The organism is Streptomyces sp. CC53, from assembly GCF_001865245.1.
Classification (GTDB): Bacteria; Actinomycetota; Actinomycetes; order Streptomycetales; family Streptomycetaceae; genus Streptomyces.
The window spans coordinates 1-21,452 of record NZ_MKXB01000193.1 but is presented as its reverse complement, the minus strand read 5'-3'; the positions used below and the strand labels follow the sequence as shown (position 1 = coordinate 21,452).

At 73.7% G+C, this 21,452-nt stretch carries 14 protein-coding genes and 1 pseudogene; 7 read left to right on the top strand and 8 right to left on the bottom strand.

The window, feature by feature from the left end:
- Window positions 1–169: 169 nt before the first annotated feature.
- The 3 genes from BJP40_RS24730 to BJP40_RS24720 all read left to right on the top strand — a co-directional run bounded on the left by BJP40_RS24730 (window position 170) and on the right by BJP40_RS24720 (window position 2,921).
- The gene (locus tag BJP40_RS24730) at window positions 170–826 is read left to right on the top strand and encodes a DUF6230 family protein (RefSeq protein WP_071282482.1); all 657 of its coding nucleotides are present in this window, start codon (window positions 170–172) and stop codon (window positions 824–826) included.
- Window positions 827–919: 93 nt separating this feature from the next.
- Window positions 920–1,513 carry a DUF6114 domain-containing protein gene (locus tag BJP40_RS24725; protein WP_071270301.1) on the top strand — a complete coding sequence of 198 codons (594 nt, stop codon included), beginning with the start codon at window positions 920–922 and terminating at the stop codon, window positions 1,511–1,513.
- Window positions 1,503–2,921: a hypothetical protein gene (locus BJP40_RS24720; protein WP_071282480.1), complete on the top strand. Its 1,419-nt coding sequence runs from the start codon at window positions 1,503–1,505 to the stop codon at window positions 2,919–2,921. Before BJP40_RS24725 ends, BJP40_RS24720 begins: the two co-directional genes overlap by 11 nt.
- Before the next feature lie 115 nt (window positions 2,922–3,036).
- On the opposite strand, the gene pyk is transcribed toward BJP40_RS24720, so the two are convergent.
- From pyk to pta, 3 genes are all read right to left on the bottom strand, one after another.
- The gene (pyk, locus tag BJP40_RS24715; protein ID WP_071270307.1) at window positions 3,037–4,464 is read right to left on the bottom strand and encodes a pyruvate kinase; all 1,428 of its coding nucleotides are present in this window, start codon (window positions 4,462–4,464) and stop codon (window positions 3,037–3,039) included.
- Window positions 4,465–4,587: 123 nt separating this feature from the next.
- Entirely contained in the window at window positions 4,588–5,796 is a 1,209-nt protein-coding gene (locus tag BJP40_RS24710) for an acetate kinase (RefSeq protein ID WP_071282478.1), read from the bottom strand.
- Between the two features lie 43 nt (window positions 5,797–5,839).
- Window positions 5,840–7,918, bottom strand: a complete 2,079-nt coding sequence (gene pta, locus BJP40_RS24705; RefSeq protein ID WP_071282476.1) for a phosphate acetyltransferase — start codon at window positions 7,916–7,918, stop codon at window positions 5,840–5,842.
- Window positions 7,919–8,185: 267 nt separating this feature from the next.
- Between pta and BJP40_RS24700 the strand changes: the two genes are divergently transcribed.
- Window positions 8,186–9,211 (top strand): ATP-dependent 6-phosphofructokinase, encoded by a 1,026-nt coding sequence (locus BJP40_RS24700; RefSeq protein WP_071270316.1) that lies wholly within the window; start codon window positions 8,186–8,188, stop codon window positions 9,209–9,211.
- 236 nt (window positions 9,212–9,447) lie between these two features.
- Here BJP40_RS24700 and BJP40_RS24695 read toward each other — a convergent pair whose 3' ends face one another.
- From BJP40_RS24695 to BJP40_RS24685, 3 genes are all read right to left on the bottom strand, one after another.
- Entirely contained in the window at window positions 9,448–10,059 is a 612-nt protein-coding gene (locus tag BJP40_RS24695) for a helix-turn-helix transcriptional regulator (protein ID WP_071282475.1), read from the bottom strand.
- Window positions 10,060–10,267: 208 nt separating this feature from the next.
- Window positions 10,268–10,978, bottom strand: a complete 711-nt coding sequence (locus BJP40_RS24690; RefSeq protein WP_071282473.1) for a response regulator — start codon at window positions 10,976–10,978, stop codon at window positions 10,268–10,270.
- Window positions 10,975–12,690, bottom strand: a complete 1,716-nt coding sequence (locus BJP40_RS24685; protein WP_226962865.1) for a sensor histidine kinase — start codon at window positions 12,688–12,690, stop codon at window positions 10,975–10,977. Before BJP40_RS24685 ends, BJP40_RS24690 begins: the two co-directional genes overlap by 4 nt.
- Window positions 12,691–12,922: 232 nt before the next feature.
- Between BJP40_RS24685 and BJP40_RS24680 the strand changes: the two genes are divergently transcribed.
- Both BJP40_RS24680 and BJP40_RS24675 read left to right on the top strand, forming a co-directional pair.
- Complete coding sequence (locus tag BJP40_RS24680; RefSeq protein ID WP_071282472.1) at window positions 12,923–14,287, top strand: cation:dicarboxylate symporter family transporter; 1,365 nt, start codon at window positions 12,923–12,925, stop codon at window positions 14,285–14,287.
- A gap of 255 nt (window positions 14,288–14,542) precedes the next feature.
- A complete protein-coding gene (locus tag BJP40_RS24675; protein WP_071282470.1) occupies window positions 14,543–15,781 on the top strand; it encodes a YncE family protein in 1,239 nt (412 codons plus the stop codon).
- A 552-nt stretch (window positions 15,782–16,333) separates the two neighbouring features.
- Here BJP40_RS24675 and BJP40_RS36405 read toward each other — a convergent pair.
- A pseudogene (locus tag BJP40_RS36405) lies at window positions 16,334–16,557 on the bottom strand (DUF6817 domain-containing protein); the annotation flags it as partial.
- Window positions 16,558–16,755: 198 nt separating this feature from the next.
- On the opposite strand from BJP40_RS36405, the gene BJP40_RS24670 reads away from it, so the two are divergent.
- Complete coding sequence (locus BJP40_RS24670) at window positions 16,756–18,984, top strand: UvrD-helicase domain-containing protein (protein ID WP_071282514.1); 2,229 nt, start codon at window positions 16,756–16,758, stop codon at window positions 18,982–18,984.
- A gap of 204 nt (window positions 18,985–19,188) precedes the next feature.
- Here the strand turns inward: BJP40_RS24670 and glgB are convergent, their stop codons facing one another.
- Window positions 19,189–21,435, bottom strand: coding sequence for a 1,4-alpha-glucan branching enzyme (gene glgB, locus BJP40_RS24665; protein WP_079171444.1), 2,247 nt, complete (start codon window positions 21,433–21,435; stop codon window positions 19,189–19,191).
- Window positions 21,436–21,452: the final 17 nt, after the last annotated feature.

Here is a 21,452-nt window from a genome sequence, read left to right as displayed (position 1 = left end):
CCAGCGCCGAGCGGCCCCTGGTCGTCGCTCGGGGGTGGTCGCCGTCGGTCGGATCGCGCGGTTCCGCGCTCGCCCGCAGGTGTTCCCCTTCCCGAGGACGTAGCACTTCTCCCATCCCAGGACGGCCCTCGGGCCCTCCCGGAGATGTACGTCCGAGAAGGAGGAATCTATGCAGTCCCAGGTTCGCGGTGGGACCAGATGGAAGCGGTTCGCCGTCGTCATGGTGCCCAGCGTGGCCGCCACGGCGGCGATAGGCGTCGGCATCGCCCAGGGCGCCCTGGCGGCGTCGTTCGCCGTCTCCGGCCAGGAGTTCAAGGTCACGGCCAAGGAGCTCAACGGCACCGGCTTCGCGCAGTACGGCGGCGTCGACATGGGCTACGCGAACGTCAAGGAGGGTGACGACCTGGTTCCGCGCCCGGTCGCCATCTCGACGTTCAAGGACGCCACGATCTCCGGCATGTGCCAGTCGGTCGTGACCGACGTCCCGCTGCTGGGCAAGATCACGCTCAAGCTCACGGCCGGGGACAAGGACCCGGTCGTGGCGCAGAACCTGTACCTCGACGTCACCGACCTTGAGGCCGACGCCACGTTCGACGACATCGACATCGGCATGGCCGCCAAGGACACGGACAACCCCGGCATCGGCAAGGGGCCCGTCGTCAAGGACAGGAACATCAACCAGAACGGCTTCGCGCAGCAGGCCAAGGGCGCCAAGCTGACCGGCGTGAAGCAGAAGGCGTGGGCGACCACCGCCGGCAAGTTCCAGCTCAGCGGTCTGAAGATGAAGCTTCTCAAGGGCTCGGGTGCGGGCGTTGAGTGCTACTGACCGGTGATCCGTGCGGGTGGGTGAGGACGCTTCCGGCGCCCGAGCCCACCCGTCTCCCTCATCACACAGCAATGCCAGTTCCAGGGAGCTTCCATGAGCGCCGAGTCAGCCGCGTCCGCGGAGCAGAACGAGCACTACCTTCGCGTCCTGAAGCGGCGGTTCCGTGACTGGCGGGGCACCCGGCCGTTCTGGGCGGGCCTGTTCACCCTGCTGGGCGGAATCCCCATCGCGTACTTCCCCTACGCGAGCCTCCACCTCGGGCAGATGACCCTCTCGATGGCGACGACCGGAGGTGCCGGCTCCCTGATCATCGGGGTGCTCCTGGTCACCCTGGGCCTGACGATGTGGTTCCAGCCCATCGTGCGCGTCTTCGCCGGCGTCGCCTCCATCCTGCTGGGCCTGGTGTCCATCCCCGTCGCCAACTTCGGCGGTCTGGCCATCGGTTTCCTGCTGGCCCTGGTCGGCGGCGCCATGTCCCTCGCCTGGGCACCCGGGCAGCCGGAGGCCGGCCTGCCCGAGGTCCGGCAGCCCGACGCACAGCAGCCGGCCGAGGCGTCCGCCCCGGTCATGCCCGGGACCGCCGCGGGAGCGGCGCCCGGCCCGGCCGCGCCGACCGAGGCCGCGGCCCAGTACGGCACCGACACGACGGTCGTCGACGCGAACGGCGGGAGGAACAGTGCGGGGTGACGAAACGCAGCCGGCGGCCGCCGACGGGGGCGCCGGGCGGACGAGAAGGGGCCCGCGCCACGCGGCCCCCCGTAAGTCCCTGCTGACCAAGCTTCAGCAGGGCCCCGCGGGCAAGGCGCTGGCCCTCGCGGCGATGCCGACGGCCGTCCTCGTCGGGATGAGCCTCACACCGCCGCCGGCCCTGGCCGACGAGAACGACATCCCGTTCGCCCCCGGCCCCTGCGTCACACAGCCGGACGAGCCGCAGGAGCCGGAGGCGACGCCTTCGGCGACGGCGTCCGCCTCCCCGAAGCCCTCGTCCGGTCCCTCGCAGGACGCGCGGCCGAAGCCTTCCGCGAGCCCTTCCGCCTCGCGGACCGGCTCCGGCGGGGACGACGGGTCGGGCACGGGCTCCGGCACGGACGAGGGTGCCGGCACGGGTACGGGCTCCGGTACGGGCGCGAAGCCCGGGACGGCCGGCCCCACCACGCAGCCGGCGCCCGCCACGAGCGCCCCCGCCCCCGCCGAGACCAGGAACCCGCTGGACCCGCTCGGCGTCGGCGAGGCCATCGGCGACCTCCTCGGCGGCCTCACGGAGGCAGCCGGCGCGCTCGCCGAGCCGCGGACCGAGGAGGGGCCGCAGGCCGGGGACGCGGCGCAGCAGCCCTCCGTCGCACCGGCCGCCGACACGAAGCCCGCCGACGCGGAGGCCGCCGAGACGAAGCCCGCTGACGACGCGGCCGTGGGGCGGGGGTCCGGGGACGCGAAGGCCCCTGCCGCGCCGAAGCCCTCGGCCGGGCCGGCGGACACCCCGGCCGATCCGGTCGAGCGGGCCATCAAGGACGCCGCCGACCAGGCGGGTGCGGAGGTCCGGGAGCTGCCCGACGACGTCAAGGGCCTGGACCCGAAGCAGGACGAGGAGATACCCGACGGCGCCAAGCCCCGCTTCCCGTGTCCGACCCTGGACCCGCAGGCGCTCGCCGACGCCGACCTGGAGCCGGGCCTGCCGCACCTGCCGGACGACCCCTGGCGGCTGGAGAGCACGCTGCTGACGCTGCGCGGCCTGAAGTACCACGGCATCGTGGAGGTCAGGACGGGCAGCGGCACCGTGAAGAAGGCGCTCAAGTTCACGGCGTCCGAGGTGGACATCAAGGACCTGCACCAGATCACGGTCCACAGCGAGGGCCGCAAGGCCCACGTGGAGTCCCGACCGGGCTCCACGTCCACCCTGCGCAACGGCACGGTGACCATGTACACGGAGGAGCTGAAGGGCAACCTCTTCGGCATCATCCCGATCACCTTCAGCCCGGACTCCCCGCCGCCGCTGGACGTGCCCTTCGCGTTCTTCACCCAGGCACGGGTCGTCCAGGCCGGCCAGTTCGGCGGCACGCTCACCGTGCCGGGCCTGCACAACCACATCGAGGGCTGACCCGCGGCGCTTCGGCCCGCACGGGCCCGGCCCCCGCGCGCCGGTGCCCCGTATGCACGCGGTGGGCCGCACCCCGGCAAGGGGTGCGGCCCACACGCGTGTCGAGGGGTGCGCGTCAGGAGGTGCTGCTGCCCAGGTGGTGGACGCGGACCATGTTCGTGGTGCCCGGGACGCCGGGTGGCGAGCCGGCCGTGATGATCATGACGTCGCCGGAGCCGTAGCGCTGGAGCTTCAGCAGCTCGGCGTCGACCAGCTCCACCATCGCGTCCGTGTTGTCCACGTGCGGGACGACGAAGGACTCGACGCCCCAGCTCAGCGTGAGCTGGTTGCAGGTGTCGTCCTCGGTGGTGAAGGCCAGGATCGGCTGCTCCGCGCGGTAGCGGGACAGGCGGCGGGCCGTGTCACCGGACTTGGTGAAGGCGATCAGCGCCTTGCCGCTCAGGAAGTCCGCGATCTCGCAGGCCGCCCGGGCCACCGAACCGCCCTGCGTGCGGGGCTTCTTGCCCTGCACCAGCGGCTGGAGGCCCTTGGCGAGGAGCTCCTCCTCGGCCGCCGTGACGATCTTCGACATGGTCTTGACCGTCTCGATCGGGTACGCGCCGACGGACGACTCCGCCGACAGCATGACCGCGTCCGCGCCGTCCAGGATCGCGTTGGCGACGTCGGACGCCTCGGCGCGGGTGGGGCGGGAGTTGGTGATCATCGACTCCATCATCTGGGTCGCCACGATCACCGGCTTGGCGTTGCGGCGGCACAGCTCGACGAGCCGCTTCTGCACCATCGGGACCTTCTCCAGCGGGTACTCGACCGCCAGGTCGCCGCGGGCCACCATGACACCGTCGAACGCCATCACGACGGCCTGCATGTTGGCCACCGCCTGCGGCTTCTCCACCTTCGCGATGACGGGGACGCGGCGGCCCACCTCGTCCATCACCCGGTGGACGTCCTTGACGTCGTCCGCGTCCCGCACGAAGGACAGGGCCACCATGTCGCAGCCCATGCGCAGTGCGAAGCGCAGGTCCTCGATGTCCTTCTCGGAGAGCGCGGGCACGTTGACCGCCGCGCCGGGCAGGTTGATGCCCTTGTGGTCGGAGACGACGCCGCCCTCGATGACGATGGTCCGGACGCGGGGGCCCTCCACCTCCAGGACCTTCAGCTCGACGTTGCCGTCGTTGATCAGGACCTGGTCGCCCTTGGCGACGTCTCCGGGCAGGCCCTTGTAGGTGGTGCCGCAGATGGACTTGTCACCGAGGACGTCCTCGGTGGTGATGGTGAACTCGTCGCCGCGGACCAGCTCGACCGGCCCCTCGGCGAAGGTCTCCAGGCGGATCTTCGGCCCCTGGAGGTCGGCGAGCACGCCCACGGCGCGCCCGGAGTCCGCGGCCGCCTTGCGGAGGCGGTGGTACCGCTCCTCGTGCTCCGTGTGGGTGCCGTGGCTCATGTTGAAGCGGGCCACGTTCATGCCGGCCTCGATGAGCGCTTTCAGCTGCTCGTAGGAGTCGACGGCGGGGCCCAGTGTGCAGACGATTTTGGAACGGCGCATAAGGCGGATCCTATCGGTTTGTTTCTGTGCGGAATATTCCGGCTGGCGGAATGTACAAATGGGCGGGGGGCCGCTCAGCCGAGTTCTTCTGAGCTTCTCTTCCCGTCGTCGTTTTTCCTGTTTTCAGTTGTTTACCAGCGAGTACGTCTGGCGGGCGATCTCCAGTTCCTCGTCCGTCGGCACGACCGCCACCGCCACGCGCGCACCCTCCGGTGAGATCAGCCGCGGCTCACCGGACCGTACGGCGTTGCGCTCCGCGTCGACCGCCAGGCCCAGCGGCTCCAGGCCCTCCACAGCAGCTTCCCGCACCGGCGCCGCGTTCTCACCCACACCCGCCGTGAAGGCCACCGCGTCCACCCGGCCGAGCACCGCGCAGTAGGCGCCGATGTACTTCTTCAGCCGGTGCACGTACACGTCGAAGGCCAGGCGGGCGCGCTCGTCGCCCTCGTCGACGCGGCGGCGGATCTCCCGCATGTCGTTGTCGCCGCACAGGCCGATCAACCCGCTGCGCTTGTTCAGCAGCGCGTCGACCTCGTCCACCGACATGCCGGCCACCCGCTTCAGGTGGAACACCACCGCCGGGTCCACGTCCCCGGACCGGGTGCCCATCACCAGTCCCTCCAGCGGCGTCAGCCCCATGGACGTCTCCACGCACCGGCCGCCCGCCACCGCGGAGGCCGAGGCGCCGTTGCCCAGGTGCAGCACGATCACGTTCACCTCGGACGGGTCCTTGCCCAGCAGCCGGGCCGTCTCCCGGGACACGTACGCGTGCGACGTGCCGTGGAAGCCGTAGCGGCGGATGCGGTGGGCGTCCGCCACCTCGGTGTCGATGGCGTACCGCGCCGCGTACTCCGGCATCGTCGTGTGGAACGCCGTGTCGAACACGGCGACCTGCGGCAGGTCCGGGCGCAGCGCCTGCGCGGTGCGGATGCCCGTGATGTTCGCCGGGTTGTGCAGCGGCGCCACCGGCACCAGCCGCTCGATCTCCGCCAGCACCTCGTCCGTGACCACGGTGGGCTCGGTGAACCGCAGGCCGCCGTGCACCACCCGGTGGCCGATGGCCGCCAGTTCGGGCGAGTCCAGGCCGAGCCCGTCGGCGGCCAGCTCCTCCGCGACGGCCTTCAGGGCCGCCGCGTGGTCCGGCACCGCCCCGGTGCGCTCGCGGCGCTCCCCGCCGCCCGCGAGCGGACTGTGGACGAGCCGCGAGGCGGGCTCGCCGATGCGCTCGACGAGGCCGGCGGCCAGCCGGGAGTCGTCGGCCATGTCGAGGAGCTGGTACTTCACCGACGAGGAGCCGGAGTTGAGGACGAGGACGCGGGTGGCGCTGGTCACGGGTGCGGGGCTTTCTGTCGGAGGGGAGGGTGCGGGAAGGCGGTCACGCGGAGGGCGCGGACTGGGCCTGGATCGCGGTGATCGCGACGGTGTTCACGATGTCGCTGACGAGGGCGCCTCGCGACAGGTCGTTCACCGGCTTGCGCAGGCCCTGGAGCACCGGGCCGACCGCCACGGCCCCGGCGGAGCGCTGCACCGCCTTGTACGTGTTGTTGCCGGTGTTCAGGTCCGGGAAGATCAGCACGGTCGCCCGGCCCGCCACCTCCGAGTCCGGCAGCTTGGTCGCCGCGACCGACGGCTCGACGGCCGCGTCGTACTGGATCGGACCCTCGATCATCAGTTCGGGCCGGGCCGCGCGCACGAGCTTCGTCGCCTCCCGGACCTTGTCCACGTCGGCACCCGAGCCGGAGCTGCCCGTCGAGTACGACAGCATCGCGATCCGCGGCTCCACGCCGAAGCGGGCCGCGGTGGCCGCCGACTGCACGGCGATGTCGGCGAGCTGCTCGGCGTCCGGGTCCGGGTTGACCGCGCAGTCCCCGTACACGAGTACCCGGTCGGCCAGGCACATGAAGAACACCGACGACACGATCGAGGCCCCCGGCTTGGTCTTGATGATCTCGAACGCGGGGCGGATGGTGGCGGCGGTCGAGTGCACCGAGCCGGACACCATGCCGTCCGCGAGGCCCTCCTGCACCATCAGCGTGCCGAAGTAGTTCACGTCCGACACCACGTCGTACGCCAGCTCCACCGTCACGCCCCGGTGGGCCCGCAGCGCGGCGTACCGCTCGGCGAACCGCTGCCGCAGCTCGGACGCGGACGGGTCGACGAGCAGGCTCCCGCCCAGGTCGATGCTCAGGTCCGCGGCCTTCCTGCGGATCAGCTCGGGGTCCCCGAGCAGCGTCAGGTCGCACACGTCCCGGCGGACGAGGACGTCGGCGGCGCGCAGCACGCGCTCCTCCAGGCCCTCCGGCAGCACCACCCGGCGTCGGCCGGCCCGGGCCTGCTCCAGCAGCTCGTGCTCGAACATCATCGGGGTGACCCGGCCGCTGCGCGCCACGGACAGCCGCTTCACCAGGTCGGCGGTGTCCACGTGCCGCTCGAACAGGCCGAGCGCGGTCTCGGCCTTGCGCGGGGTCGCCGCGTTCAGCTTGCCCTCCAGCGCGAACAGTTCGGCGGCCGTCGGGAAGCTGTTGCCCGGCACCGAGATGACCGGCGTGCCCGGGGCGAGCCGGGAGGCCAGCGTGAGGATCTCCTCGCCGGGCTGCTCGTTCAGCGTCAGCAGCACCCCCGCGATGGGTGGCGTCCCCGCCGAGTGGGCGGCCAGCGCGCCCACCACCAGGTCGGCGCGGTCGCCGGGGGTGACGACGAGGCACCCGGGGGTCAGGGCGTGCAGGAAGTTCGGCAGCGTCGCCCCGCCGAAGACGAAGTCGAGGGCGTCCCGCGCCAGCCCCGAACCGTCGCCCAGCACCACCTTCGCGCCCAGCGCCTGGGTGATCTGCGCGACCGTCGGCGCGGCGAGGGAAGCGTCGTCGGGCAGTACGTAGCAGGGCACGGGCAGGCGGGCCGACAGCCGCTCGGATATGACCTCGCGGTCCTCGGGCGCCACCCGGTTGGTGATCATCGCGAGGACGTCGCAGCCCAGCCCCTCGTACGCGCGGAACGCGTTGCGGGTCTCGGCGCGCACCTGCTCGGCCGGCAACCCCTTGCCGCCCACGACGGGGATGACAGCCGCGCCGAACTCGTTGGCCAGGCGCGCGTTCAGCGCGAGCTCGTCCGGCAGCTGAGTGTCGGCGAAGTCGGTGCCCAGGACGAGCACGGCCTCGTAGTCCCGCGCCACCGCGTGGTACCGCTCCACCACGCGCGACACCAGTGCGTCCGTGCCCTGCTCCGCCTGGAGGTCGGAAGCCGTCACGTAGTCCATGCCGTACACGGACGCCGGGTCCTGCGCGAGCCGGTAGCGGGCGCGCAGCAGGTCGAAGAGGCGGTCGGGGCCGCCGTGCACCAGCGGGCGGAACACCCCCACCCGGTCCACCTGGCGGGTCAGGAGTTCCATGACCCCCAGCTCCACGACCTGGCGGCCGTCCCCGCGGTCGATCCCGGTCACGTACACGCTGCGCGCCACGCCCTGCTCCCCTGTCTTCGCCGTGTCGGTCCGTGGCTCCGTACGGGCGGAAAACACCCCGAAGAGGCAGCCATACCCTCTTGACAATACCCCTCCGAATGGGTAGAGCGCTTGCCGGGTGTTCGGGTGGGGAACGCAAGGCCGTATGGTCCACGCCGGCCGGGACCAGGGGCCCGCACCGCCCGCTGCGAGCACCCCGGGTCCATGCACCGTGGGACAATCCGGGAAGCCCCCCGACGTCCGACTACGAGCAGGAGACACAGCACGATGCGTATCGGAGTTCTCACCGCAGGCGGCGACTGCCCCGGCCTGAACGCCGTCATCCGGTCGGTCGTGCACCGGGCGCTCACCGGCCACGGCGACGAGGTCATCGGCTTCGAGGACGGCTTCAAGGGCCTCCTCGACGGCCACTACCGCCCGCTCGACCTCAACGAGGTCAGCGGCATCCTCGCCCGCGGCGGCACCATCCTCGGCTCCTCCCGCCTGGAGCGGTCCCGGCTCGCCGAGGCGGCCGAGAACTGCGGCGAACTTCAGCGGCGGTACGGTCTCGACGTCCTCATCCCGATCGGCGGCGAGGGCACCCTCACCGCGGCCCGCATCCTGTCCGACGCCGGCATGCCGGTCGTCGGCGTGCCGAAGACCATCGACAACGACATCTCCTCCACGGACCGCACCTTCGGCTTCGACACCGCCGTCATGGTCGCGACCGAGGCCATGGACCGCCTCAAGACCACCGCCGAGTCCCACCAGCGGGTCATGGTCGTCGAGGTCATGGGCCGTCACGCGGGCTGGATCGCGCTGGAGTCCGGCATGGCGGCCGGCGCGCACGGCATCTGCCTGCCCGAGCGGGCCTTCGACCCCGCCGACCTCGTGAAGATGGTCGAGGAGCGGTTCGCCCGCGGCAAGAAGTTCGCCGTGGTCTGCGTCGCCGAGGGCGCGCACCCCGCCGACGGCACCATGGACTACGCCAAGGGCGAGATCGACCAGTACGGCCACGAACGCTTCCAGGGCATCGGCACCCGGCTCGCGAAGGAACTGGAGCGGCGCCTCGGCAAGGAGGCCCGCCCGGTCATCCTCGGCCACGTCCAGCGCGGCGGCACCCCGACCGCGTACGACCGGGTCCTCGCCACCCGCTTCGGCTGGCACGCGGTGGAGGCCGCGCACCGCGGCGACTACGGCAGGATGACGGCCCTGCGCGGGACGGCCATCGAGATGGTGCCGCTGGCGGAGGCCACGACCGAGCTGAAGCGGGTCCCGGAGGACCGCATGGCGGAAGCCGAGTCCGTCTTCTGACGCAGGCGCGGCGGCCCACCGCGTGCAGGGCCGGCCGCCGGGCGCGGGTGTCCGGCGGCCGGCGCTCCGCGTGCGTGCCCGCCGATCCGGGAGGGACCGGCCGGACGGCCCGGCTCGGTGGCCCCGTGTGTGCCGCCGCCGTCCCGGGCGTACCCGGGAGGCGGTCACCGCCTGCCGGCCCTGCCGGGAGGCGCAGTCCGGCGGGCCCGCGTGCCGCCACCCGCCGGGCGTCCCGGCTACGGCCCGGCCAGCGCCCAGAAGTGGTCGACGATCCGCTCCAGGTAGTCCCGCCCGGCCTCGCCGCCGCTGCCGCCGGAGTCGCCCCAGCTGTACGTGGCGACCATGCGCGCCTGGTAGTCCGCGTGCAACCGCTGGAGCACCTCCTCCAGGTGCGGGCGGTCCATCGGCAGCAGCCGGGCCGCCGGCTTCACGTACGCCTGCCAGCGGGTCGTCGCCGCGTCCCGCAGCACCTCGGCCAGTTCGGCGTCCTTCCCCGTCGCTGCCAGCAGTTCGCGCGGGCCGAGCCCCAGCACCTCGGCGAGCGCGGCCGTCTGCCGCTCGTTGCCCCGCCAGCGGCCGGTCTCCTCCATCCTCAGGTACGCCCGGGACTCCACCCCGACCCTGCGCGCCAGCTCGTCCGGGGCCAGCCCGCGGGCGATGCGGTGCTCCCGCAGCGTGGTGGCGGTGGCGATCAGGTCGCCGGGCGAGCACCACAGCACCCCCGCGAGGGCGGTGAGCTCCCGGGTGTCGGGGCGGGCCAGCCCGCGCTCCCACGCGACGACGGTGTCGGGCGGCACGTGCAGCCCGTACTGGGCGCGCAGCCCGTACGCCACGTGGCCGGGCAGCATGCCGAGGCCCTCGCGCAGGCGGCGCGCGGCCAGGGCGTTGAACGGGGGAGTCGGGGAGGAAGGGGGAGACGGGTGCACGCGCACAAGCTAGGTGCGCAGGGTGACGGCTGGCTACGGTGCGTTCGGACAACGCGGAACGTTGGAGGAACGTCCAGAAGGCCCGGCTCGTGCGGCTCGCACGACTCGTGGCCACGCGTGCGTCACGACCCTAACCGGGCCGGATCGTGCCCCGGATCCAGCGGTACTGCAGCTCCGGCCGCCCGACCTGCCCGTACTGCGGCGTGCGCGCGGCACGGCCCGCCGTGACGAGGTGCTCCAGGTAGCGGCGCGCAGTGATCCGCGAGACGCCCACCTCCGAGCCCACCTCGGCTGCCGTCAGCCCCTCCGGGGCCTCGCGCAGACTGTGCGTGACCGCCGCCAGGGTCGGCGCGCTCAGCCCCTTGGGCAGGGCGGCGGGCTGCGGGGCGCGCAGCGCGGCGAGCGCCCGGTCCACCTCGTCCTGGCCCGCGGCCTCCCCGGCCGCGCCGCGGAACTCCGCGTACCGGCCCAACCGGTCCCGAAGCGTCGCGAAGGCGAACGGCTTCAGCACGTACTGCACGACGCCCAGCGCCACGCCCTCCCGTACGACGGCCAGGTCCCGCGCCGAGGTCACCGCGATGACGTCCGCCATGTGCCCGCCGGCGCGCAGCGCCCGCAGCAGTTGCAGGCCGTGCCCGTCCGGCAGGTACAGGTCCAGCAGGATCAGGTCGACGGCGGTGCGCTCCAGCAGCCGGAACGCGGCGGCCCGCGAGTGGGCCGTGCCGACCACGCGGAACCCGGGCACCCGGCCCACGTACAGCGCATGGGCGTCCGCCGCGACCGGGTCGTCCTCCACGACGAGCACACGGATCCCCGCGGCGGGGCCGCTCGCCCCGCTCACCGCCCGGCCTCCGCGCCCGCCCCGGCCGGACCCTTCGGACGGCCCCGCGCCGGGGCGTCCCCGACCCCGTCCGCCGCGCCCCCGCGGCCCCTGCCCACCGGCTCTCCGACGTCCGCGCGAGCCGCGCGCGGGGGACGCGCTCCGGCCGCGTGTGACGCGTCCGGACCGGCCGGGCGCCCGGCCGACAGCGGCAGCCGCACGGTGAACGCGGCGCCGCCGTCCGGTCCCCGCCCCAGCTCCACCGTGCCACCCGCCCGGTGCGCGGCCTGCCGGACCAGCGCGAGGCCGATGCCCCGCCCGTCGCCCCGCGTCGACCAGCCGCGCCGGAACACCGCCTCGGTGTCCTCGTCGGCGACGCCGGGACCGCTGTCGCACACCCGCAGCAGCAGCACGTCGTCCGTCACCCGCGCCGTCACCTCCACCCGCGGCGCTTCCGAACCCTGCGCCGCCTCCACCGCGTTGTCGACCAGATTGCCGAGGACCGTCACCAGGTCGCGGGACGGCAGCCCCTCCGGCAGCACCCCGTCGTCGATCCGGCTCTCCTCGGTCAGGACCAGCTCCACACCACGCTCGCTCGCCTGCGCCGACTTGCCCAGCAGCAGCGCCGCGAGCACCGGTTCGCCCACCGCCGCGACCACCCGGTCCGTCAGCACCTGCGCCAGCTCCAGCTCCGCCGTGGCGAACCCGACGGCCTCGTCCGCCCGCCCCAGTTCGATGAGCGACACCACCGTGTGCAGCCGGTTCGCCGCCTCGTGGGCCTGCGCCCGCAGCGCCTTGGTGAACCCGCGCTCCGAGTCCAACTCGCCAGACAAAGCCTGAAGTTCGGTGTGGTCGCGGAGGGTCGCGACCGTGCCCCTGCGCCGCCCTCCGACCACCGGACGGGTGGACACCACGAGCACCCGGTCGGCCGTCAGGTGCAGTTCGTCCTGGCGCGGAGCGTCGTCGAGCAGCGCACCCGTCAGGGAGGCCGGCAGCCCCAGCGCCGTCACGGGCTCACCGACCACGTCCCGGTCGGCGAGCCCGAGAAGCTCACGGGCCCCGTCGTTGACCAGCGCGACCCGCCGCCGCGCGTCGAGCATCACCAGGCCCTCGCGCACCGCGTGCAGTGCGGCCTCGTGGTAGTCGTGCATCGCGCTCAGCTCGGCCGCGTTCATGCCGTGGGTGTGCCGGCGCAGCCGCGCGTTGATCACGTACGTGCCGGCGCCGCCCAGCGCGAGCGCGCCCCCCGCCACCCCGAGCAGCGCCGCCACCTGCCGGCGCACCTGTGCGCTGATCCGGTCGATGGTGATGCCGGCGCTCACCAGGCCGACGATCCGGTCCCGGCTCCACACCGGTGTGACCGTCCGCACGGACGGGCCGAGCGTCCCCTCGTACGTCTCCGTCAGCGTCCCGCCCCGCTGGGCGGCGCCGATGTGGCCGAGGTACGTCCCGCCGATCCGGTCCGGTTCGGGATGGGTCCAGCGGGTCCCGTCCGGCGCCATGATCACCACGAAGGTGACGCCGCCCTCGCGGGTCAGGGCATCGGCGTACGGCTGGAGGAGGGCCGTCGGCTGCTCGGAGCGGGCCGCAGCGACCACCGAGGGGGAGCGCGCCACGGCCAGCGCCGTCGCCGTCACCTGCCGCCGCGCGGTCTCCTCCGCCTGCCCGCGGTCCGTGACGTACACGAACACCGCGTACCCGGCCACGATCGCGGCCACCAGCACCACCTGCATCGCGAAGAGCTGCCCGGCGAGGCTGCGCGGCCGCGCCGGCGGCACCCGGAAGGGGAGGGGGAGGCACCCGCGGGCGGTATGGGGTATGCGGGGTCTGCGCATGCGGCAAGTGTGCCTGGTCCGCCATCGCGTGAACGAAACGTACGCAACGGTGACCGGCGTCACAGCGCTGGTGGATAGTCGCGGGGCATCCACCGGGACGACGTGGAGCGCACGCGACGAGGAGGACACCGTGGCCGCACGGCGGGAACGCACGCACTATCTCTATCTGGCCGTCATCGCGGCGGTCGTGCTCGGCATCGCCGTGGGGTTCGCGGCCCCCGGCGCGGCCCGGGAACTCAAGCCGCTCGGCACCGGCTTCGTGAACCTGATCAAGATGATGATCTCTCCGGTGATCTTCTGCACCATCGTGCTCGGCGTGGGCTCGGTCCGGAAGGCCGCGAAGGTCGGGGCCGTCGGCGGTCTCGCACTCGGCTACTTCATGGTGATGTCCACGGTGGCCCTGGCCATCGGCCTGGTGGTCGGCAACCTGCTGGAGCCCGGCTCCGGACTGCACCTCACCGAGGAGGCGCGGTCGGCGGGCAGTGCCCAGGCGGAGGGGGCGAGCGAGGGCACGGTCGACTTCCTCCTCGGGATCATCCCCAAGACGCTGGTCTCCGCGTTCACGGAGGGCGAGGTCCTCCAGACGCTGCTGGTGGCGCTGCTGGCAGGCTTCGCGCTCCAGGCCTTGGGCCGCAGCGGTGAGCCCGTCCTGCGCGGCATCGGCCACCTCCAGCGCCTGGTCTTCCGCATCCTGGCGATGATCATGTGGGTGGCGCCGGTCGGCGCGTTCGGCGCCATCGCGGCGGTCGTCGGCTCCACCGGACTGGACGCGCTGAAGTCGCTGGCCGTGATCATGCTGGGCTTCTACGCCACCTGCGTGGTCTTCGTCTTCGTCGTGCTGGGCGCGCTGCTGCGGCTGGTGGCGGGCCTCAGCATCTTCTCCCTCTTCCGCTACCTGGGCCGCGAGTTCCTGTTGATCCTCTCGACCTCGTCCTCCGAGTCCGCGCTGCCGAGGCTGATCGCGAAGATGGAGCACATGGGCGTCAGCAAGCCCGTCGTCGGCATCACCGTGCCGACCGGGTACTCCTTCAACCTGGACGGCACCGCGATCTACCTGACGATGGCCTCCCTCTTCGTCGCCGAGGCGATGGGGCAGCCGCTGTCCGTCGGCGAGCAGGTCTCGCTCCTCGTCTTCATGGTCATCGCGTCGAAGGGCGCCGCGGGGGTGACCGGCGCCGGGCTCGCCACGCTGGCGGGCGGCCTCCAGTCGCACAAGCCCGCGCTGGTCGACGGCGTCGGCCTGATCGTCGGCATCGACCGGTTCATGAGCGAGGCCCGCGCCCTGACCAACTTCGCGGGCAACGCGGTCGCCACGGTCCTCGTCGGGACGTGGACGAAGGAGATCGACAAGGCCCGCGCGGCGGAGGTGCTGGCCGGAAGGGTGCCGTTCGACGAGCGCACGCTGGTCGACGACGGCCACGGCGCGGCGGCCCCCGCCGACGCCGAGGAGCGGGAGGCCCCGCGGGACGAGGCGAAGGAGCCCGCCCGCGTCTGAGGCCCCGCAGGGGTGCGAGGGCAACCGCGCGGGGGCCGGTCGGCGGCCTCCGCGCGGTGCGCGCGTGCGGGGCGCGCCCGGGTGGGGAACGTTCGCGTCTGCGTGGCGCTTTCGGGGCGTACCGCCGGTAACATGCTCGTGCCGGCATGCACGTTGCCTTCGGCTGGCATGTCCGCGCCGCCCGGCCCGCCGCCGCCCGCCGCCTCCGGCCGCAGCCCGCTCCCGACGGCCCCGACCGATCGAAGGGACGCCCCCATGACCCGTACGGTCCGCTCCACGGCAGTGCTCGCCCTCGCCCTGACGCTCACCTTCGGCGCCGCGACCGCCTCCACGGCGGACGGGTCCGCGCCGGACGGGTCCGCGACACGCGGAGGGTCCGCCGCGACCGGCCTCCGCGACGTCGTCCTCGTCGGCAACAGCGCCGACGGCACCGTCAGCTTCCTCGACGCCCGGACCTACCGGAACCTCGGCATCCTGAACGTCGTCCCCGACCTGGACGAGGTCCTGTCCGGCATGGGCCCGATCCGCCGGGCCGCGTACGAGATCGTCCGGCAGCAGGCCGGCGGCGACAAGTTCGTCGACGACGCGCACCTCTCGCCCGACGGCCGCACCCTCTACGTCTCGCGCGGCAACCTCGGCGACGCCGCCGCCTACGACGTGGCGACCGGCCGCCAGGTGTGGCGCACCCACCTGGCGGGCTTCAAGGCCGACCACGCGGCGCTGTCCGCCGACGGGCGGACCCTCGTCGTCTCGGCGATCAGCGCGGCCAAGGCACAGACCCTGGACACCGCCACCGGAGCGATCACCGGCGAGTTCCCGACCGGCACCTACCCGCACGAGAACATCTACTCCGCCGACGGGAAGCTGATCTACAACATGTCCATCGGCGTCACGTCGATGCCGTACGCGCTCGACTTCCTCAAGGGCACCAAGCAGGTCACCGTCGTCGACGCGGCGACGCTCAAGGTGGTCCGGACCTACGGCTTCGACAAGGGCGTCCGCCCCGCCGTCATCACCCGGGACGGGCGCACGATGTACGCCCAGCTGTCCTACCTCAACGGCTTCGTCGAGTACGACCTGGAGGCGGGCCGGACCGTGCGGACCGTCGAGATGCCCTACAGCGAGGCGGCCGCGGCGATGCGCCGCGACGACTACCCGCAGAACTCCGCCCACCACGGCATGGCCGCCGACGCGGCGGAGGAGAAGCTGTGTGTGGCCGGGACCATCGACGACTACACCGCCGTCGTCTCCCGCCCCGGCCTCACGGTCGACGGCTACGTCCACTACCCGCAGGGCTCCCTGCCGTACTGGGCGGTGACCGGCCCCGGCGGCGACCACTGCTGGGTGACGCTCTCCGAGCGGGACGAGGTGTCCGTCGTGGACTACCGCACCGCCGAGGAGGTGGCGCGGGTGAAGGTGGGCGACTTCCCGCAACGGGAGCGGGCCGGCCGCGTCGCCGAGGACGCCCTGGGCGGCCTCCGCCCCCAGGACTGACCGCGCCGCGGGGACGGGGCGGGCGGGACCGCCGCCCCGGCTCCTCCGCACCACGGCGACGGCCCCCTGCCCGGGCCGTGAGCCGTGCGCTTCCACGACGCGGGAGGCGCCCCACCGGCCCGCCCGACGCCCGTCCGGCCCGACGGCCCCCAGCGGCAGGCGGGCACGTACGGCCGGCGGGTCCGGCCCACACGGCCCACACGGGCCGGGTCCGCACGGCCGGCCGGCGCCCGGTCGGCCCCGGCCCAGCACCCGGTGGACGTCCTGCCGGGCCGCCTCCGGCAGGAGCGGCCCCAGCCGGGTCGGCAGGGAAAGGAGATCGGGGCCCCACCGCGCGCGGAACTCGGGGCTCACCGCCGCGATGTCGAGTGCATTGGCCGCGGTCGGCCCGGCGAATTCCCTGCGCATACCGGTCGACGGCACGGACGACTCGCCGGTGAAGCGGTCCAGGAACGGCGCCCCCGGGCGGTGCAGTTCCGGAGAGGACGCCGCGCGGTCGCAGCTCGCGTAGAAGTAGACCAGCTCCTCCGCCTCGTCCCCGACCGCGGCCCGCACCTCGTGCCGCCGCGCCGGGGGAGCAGCCCGTCCGGGAAGCCGTCCGTGCCGTAGAAGGCGTGGCACAGGCCCGCGAGCTGCAGTTCCGGGCGGGCGCCCCAGGCTGCGAGCCGCTCCCTGACGCGCAGGAGGTGGGCGAGCAGTGTCCCGCCCGGGTGCTCCGAGTCCGCGGCCCCGCACCGCTCCAGCAGGGCGAGTGCCGCCTCGGTCCTGTCCGTCACGGCCTTCCCCCCGGTCGACCTGTTCCACCGCACGAAAAACCCCGGCTCAATTGACGGCCGGGGTGTCTGTGCGGGTATATTCGATGTTTCGTGTGTGCTCAGAAAGCTGGCGTACACACGGACCAATAAACGGACTGTATCGCGCCTGGAGTGGAATTGTCAATCGGGGGCATCGCGGAAATCCCGGAATCCGGTGCACTGCGGGAGGAGCGGCATTTCGTCGCCCGGCTGTACGCCCGGCTGGACGCCCTGCGCGAACGCGCCGAGACCGCGAGGCGGGACGCGCTCAGGGACGCCGGCACCACCTTCCAGGCGCGCCTGGAAAGGGACGTCCTCGTCGCCGAGCAGTCGGGGCTGCTCGCCGCCTACGACGCCGCGGACAACGGGCTGTGCTTCGGACGGCTCGTCTTCCGCGACGGCCGCGACCACCACATCGGGCGCATCGGCCTGCGCGACGACGACCCGCAGCGCACCCCGCTCGTCGTCGACTGGCGGGCCGACGCGGCCCGGCCGTTCTACCTCGCCACCGGCCACGCACGCATGGGCCTCGCACGCCGCCGGCACCTCAGCACCCGGGGGCGGACCGTCACCGGCCTGCACGACGAGATCCTGGACCTGCGCGACACCACCCGCAGCGGGCACGAGGGCCACGATGCGGACGAGGTGCTGCTCGCCGCGCTCGACGCGGCCCGCACCGGCCGCATGCACGACATCGTGCAGACCATCCAGGCCGAGCAGGACCGCATCATCCGGGCCCCGCACCAGGGCGTCCTCGTCGTCGAGGGCGGCCCCGGCACCGGCAAGACCGCCGTCGCCCTGCACCGCGCCGCGTACCTGCTCTACGCGCACCGCGAGCAGCTCGCCCGGCGCGCCGTGCTCGTCGTGGGCCCGAACCCGGCGTTCCTCGGCTACATCGGCGAGGTGCTGCCCAGCCTCGGGGAGACCGGTGTGCTGCTCGCCACCGTCGGCGAGCTGTTCCCCGGTGTCCGGGCCACCGCCGCCGACACCCCGGAGGCCGCCGAGATCAAGGGCCGCGCCGCGATGGCCGACGTGCTCGCCGCGTACCTCCGCGACCGGCAGACCGTCCCCGGCACGCACGAACCCCTGGAGGTCGAACACGACGACTACGGCACGCTGCTGCTCGACCGCGCGACGGCCGAGGACGCCCGCGCCGACGCCCGCGCCACCGGCCTGCCGCACAACCTGGCCCGTCCCCGGTTCGCCACCCGCGTCATCGACGCCCTGACCGCGCAGCTCGCCGAACGGCTCGGCGCCGACCCCTTCGGCGGGCCGAACCTCCTCGACGCCTCCGACGTCGCCCAGATCGGCAAGGACGTCGCCGCGAGCGCCGAGGTGCACGCCGCGATCGACCGGTTGTGGCCCGTGCTCACGCCGCAGCGGCTCGTGGCGGACTTCCTGGCCGACCCGTACGGCTACCTCCCGGACGGCGAGGCGGAGTTCGTCCGGCGCGCGACCGGCCCGTGGACGGAGGCGGACGTGCCGCTGCTGGACGAGGCCGCCGAACTCCTCGGCCACGACGACGCGGCGGAGCGGGCCGCCGCGGCCCGCGAGCGCGCCGCGCGCGTCGCGTACGCGCAGGGCGTCCTCGACGTGTCGTACGCGTCGCGCACCTACGAGTTCGAGGACGAGGAGTCGGAGGTGCTGGGAGCGCACGACGTCATCGACGCGGAGCGGTTCGCGGAGCGCCACGAGGAGGCCGACCACCGCACCGCGGCCGAGCGCGCCGCCGCCGACCGCACCTGGGCCTTCGGGCACATCATCGTCGACGAAGCGCAGGAGCTGTCCGCGATGGCGTGGCGGCTGCTGATGCGCCGCATCCCGACCCGTTCCCTGACCCTGGTGGGCGACCCCGCCCAGACCGGGGATCCCGCGGGCTGCGGTGCCTGGGACGCGATCCTCGGCCCGTACGTGGGGGACCGCTACGAGCACGTCAGGCTCGGCGTCAACTACCGCACTCCCGCCGAGGTCATGGAGGTCGCGGCGGAGCTGCGGCGCACCGAGGAGCCCGGGTTCACGCCGCCGCGCTCGGTGCGTTCCACGGGCGTGCCGCCCTGGGAGGTGGTGGCGGACGACCTGCCCGCGGCCGTGGCGGAGGCGGTCGCCCGCGAGATGCCCGCCGAGGGCCGCCTCGCCGTCGTGGCCCCCGCGGACCGGCTCCCGGCGCTGGCCGCCGCGCTCCCGGACGCCGCCCGCGGCCCGGACCCCGACCTGACGCGGCCGGTGGTGCTGCTGGACCCCCGCCAGGTGAAGGGCCTGGAGTTCGACACGGTCCTCGTCGCGGACCCGGACGCGATCCGCGCGGGCACCCCCCACGGGGTGAACGACCTGTACGTCGCCCTCACCCGGGCGACCCAGCGCCTCGGCCTGATCCGGCCCGCCAACCGCAGCCTGAGCCCCGGGCCCTGAGCCCCGGGCCCTGAGCCCCGGGCCCTGAGCCCCGGGCCCTGAGCCCCGTGGGCGGGGCCGGGGCCGGGCGGAGGAGCGGCACGGCCACCGGCTCGCCGCCCGCTCCGGGCCGCCCGTGCCGCTACGACAGGACCCGGCGGCGCCCTCAATCCCGGGGGCGCCGCCGGGTCCCGCGAGAGCCTCAGGAGCGGGCCCCGCCCGGCCTCACGCCGGGGTCAGCCACACCGTGGCCAGCGGCGGCAGCGTCAGGCGGATGCCGTCCGCCTCGCGCTTCACCGGCTCGGCGTTCCGCACGCCGCCGCCGCCGTACCGGACGGCGTCCGTGTTGAGGACCTCCGTCCACGCGGCGACGCCGTCCGGCGCCCACAGCCGGTAGTCCTCGCGCACCACGGGCGAGAAGTTGCTCACCGCCAGCAGCGGGGCGCCGGCCGCGTCGTACCGCAGGAACGCGAACACGTTGTCCTCTGCGGCGTCCCCCAGCGCCCACTGGAAGCCCTCCGGCGAGGTGTCGCGCTCCCACAGCGCCGGGGTCGCCGCGTACACCCGGTTCAGGTCACGCACCAGCTCCCGCACGCCGCGGTGGTCGCCCGCCGAGTGGTAGCCCTCGTCCAGCAGCCACCACTCCGGGCCCTGGGCCTCCGACCACTCGGCGCCCTGCGCGAACTCCTGTCCCATGAAGAGCAGTTGCTTGCCCGGGTGGGACCACATGAAACCGAGGTACGCGCGGTGACTGGCGCGCCGCTGCCACCAGTCGCCCGGCATCTTCGACACCAGCGCCTGCTTGCCGTGCACCACCTCGTCGTGCGAGATCGGCAGCACGTAGTTCTCGCTGTAGGCGTACACCATCGAGAACGTCATCTCGTTGTGGTGGTACTGGCGGTGCACCGGGTCCTTCGACACGTACACGAGCGAGTCGTGCATCCAGCCCATGTTCCACTTCAGCCCGAAGCCGAGCCCGCCCTGGTCCGTGGGGCGGGTCACGCCGGTCCAGGCCGTGGACTCCTCCGCGATGGTCACCACGCCGGGGCAGCGGCGGTACACCGTCGCGTTCATCTCCTGGAGGAAGCGGACCGCGTCGAAGTTCTCCCGGCCGCCGTGCTCGTTGGGCGCCCAGTCGCCGTACTCGCGGGAGTAGTCCAGGTACAGCATCGACGCCACGGCGTCGACCCGCAGCCCGTCGATGTGGAACTCCTCGCACCAGTAGACCGCGTTCGCCACGAGGAAGTTGCGGACCTCGGTCCGCCCGTAGTCGAACTCCAGCGTGCCCCAGTCCGGGTGCTCCGCCCTGCGCGGGTCCGGGTGCTCGTACAGCGGCGTCCCGTCGAACCGCGCCAGCGCCCAGTCGTCCTTCGGGAAGTGCGCCGGCACCCAGTCGACGATCACGCCGATCCCGGCCCGGTGCAGGCTGTCCACGAGGTACCGGAAGTCGTCGGGGCCGCCGAGGCGGGCCGTCGGCGCGTAGTACGAGGTGACCTGGTAGCCCCAGGAGGGGCTGTACGGGTGCTCGGACACGGGCATCAGCTCGACGTGGGTGAAGCCCAGGTCCTTCACGTACGCGGGCAGTTCCTCGGCCAGCTCCCGGTACGTCAGCCCGGGCCGCCACGACGCCAGGTGCACCTCGTACACCGAGAACGGCGCCGTGTGCACGGGCCGGTCGCCGCGGTGCGCCATCCAGTCCGCGTCGCCCCACCGGTACGCGGACGACGTCACGACCGACGCGGTCTCCGGCGGGCACTGGGTGCGGCGGGCCATCGGGTCCGCCCGCAGCGAGTGGCCGCCGTCGGGGCCGACGACCTCGAACTTGTACTGGGTGCCCTCGGCGATGCCGGGCACGAACAGCTCCCACACGCCGCTCGCGCCCAGGGACCGCATCGGCAGGCCCCGGCCGTCCCAGAACGTCCAGTCGCCGGCCAGCCGCACCCCGCGGGCGTTCGGCGCCCACACCGTGAAGCGGGTGCCGGTGACGCCCTGGTGCTCCATCACGTGCGCACCGAGCGCCCGCCACAACTCCTCGTGCCGGCCCTCCCTGATCAGGTGCAGGTCCAGCTCGCCGAGCGCCGGCAGGAAGCGGTACGGGTCGCGCACCTCCAGCTCGGCGTCCTCGTAGGTGACGAGCAGCCGGTAGTCGTCCGGCACGGCCGCCAGCGGCAGCACGCCCGAGAACAGGCCGTCCCCGTCGTCGTGCAGCGCCATCCGCTCACCGTCGGCCGGCACCACGGCCACCGCGCGGGCGTGCGGGCGCAGCGCGCGGAACGCCACGCCGCCCTCGGGGAGCGGGTGCGCGCCCAGCAGGCCGTGCGGGTCGTGGTGTTCCCCGGCGAGCAGCCGGTCCCGGTCGGCGCCCTCGACGGGGTGCGCGGGCACCCCGTCGGCGCTGACGCGCGGCCGCGGCGGTCCGGCGGCGGCCGGGGCGGCGGCGGTGGGGGCGACAGCGGCGGGGGCGGCGGGCACCGGTGCGTCGGGCGCGG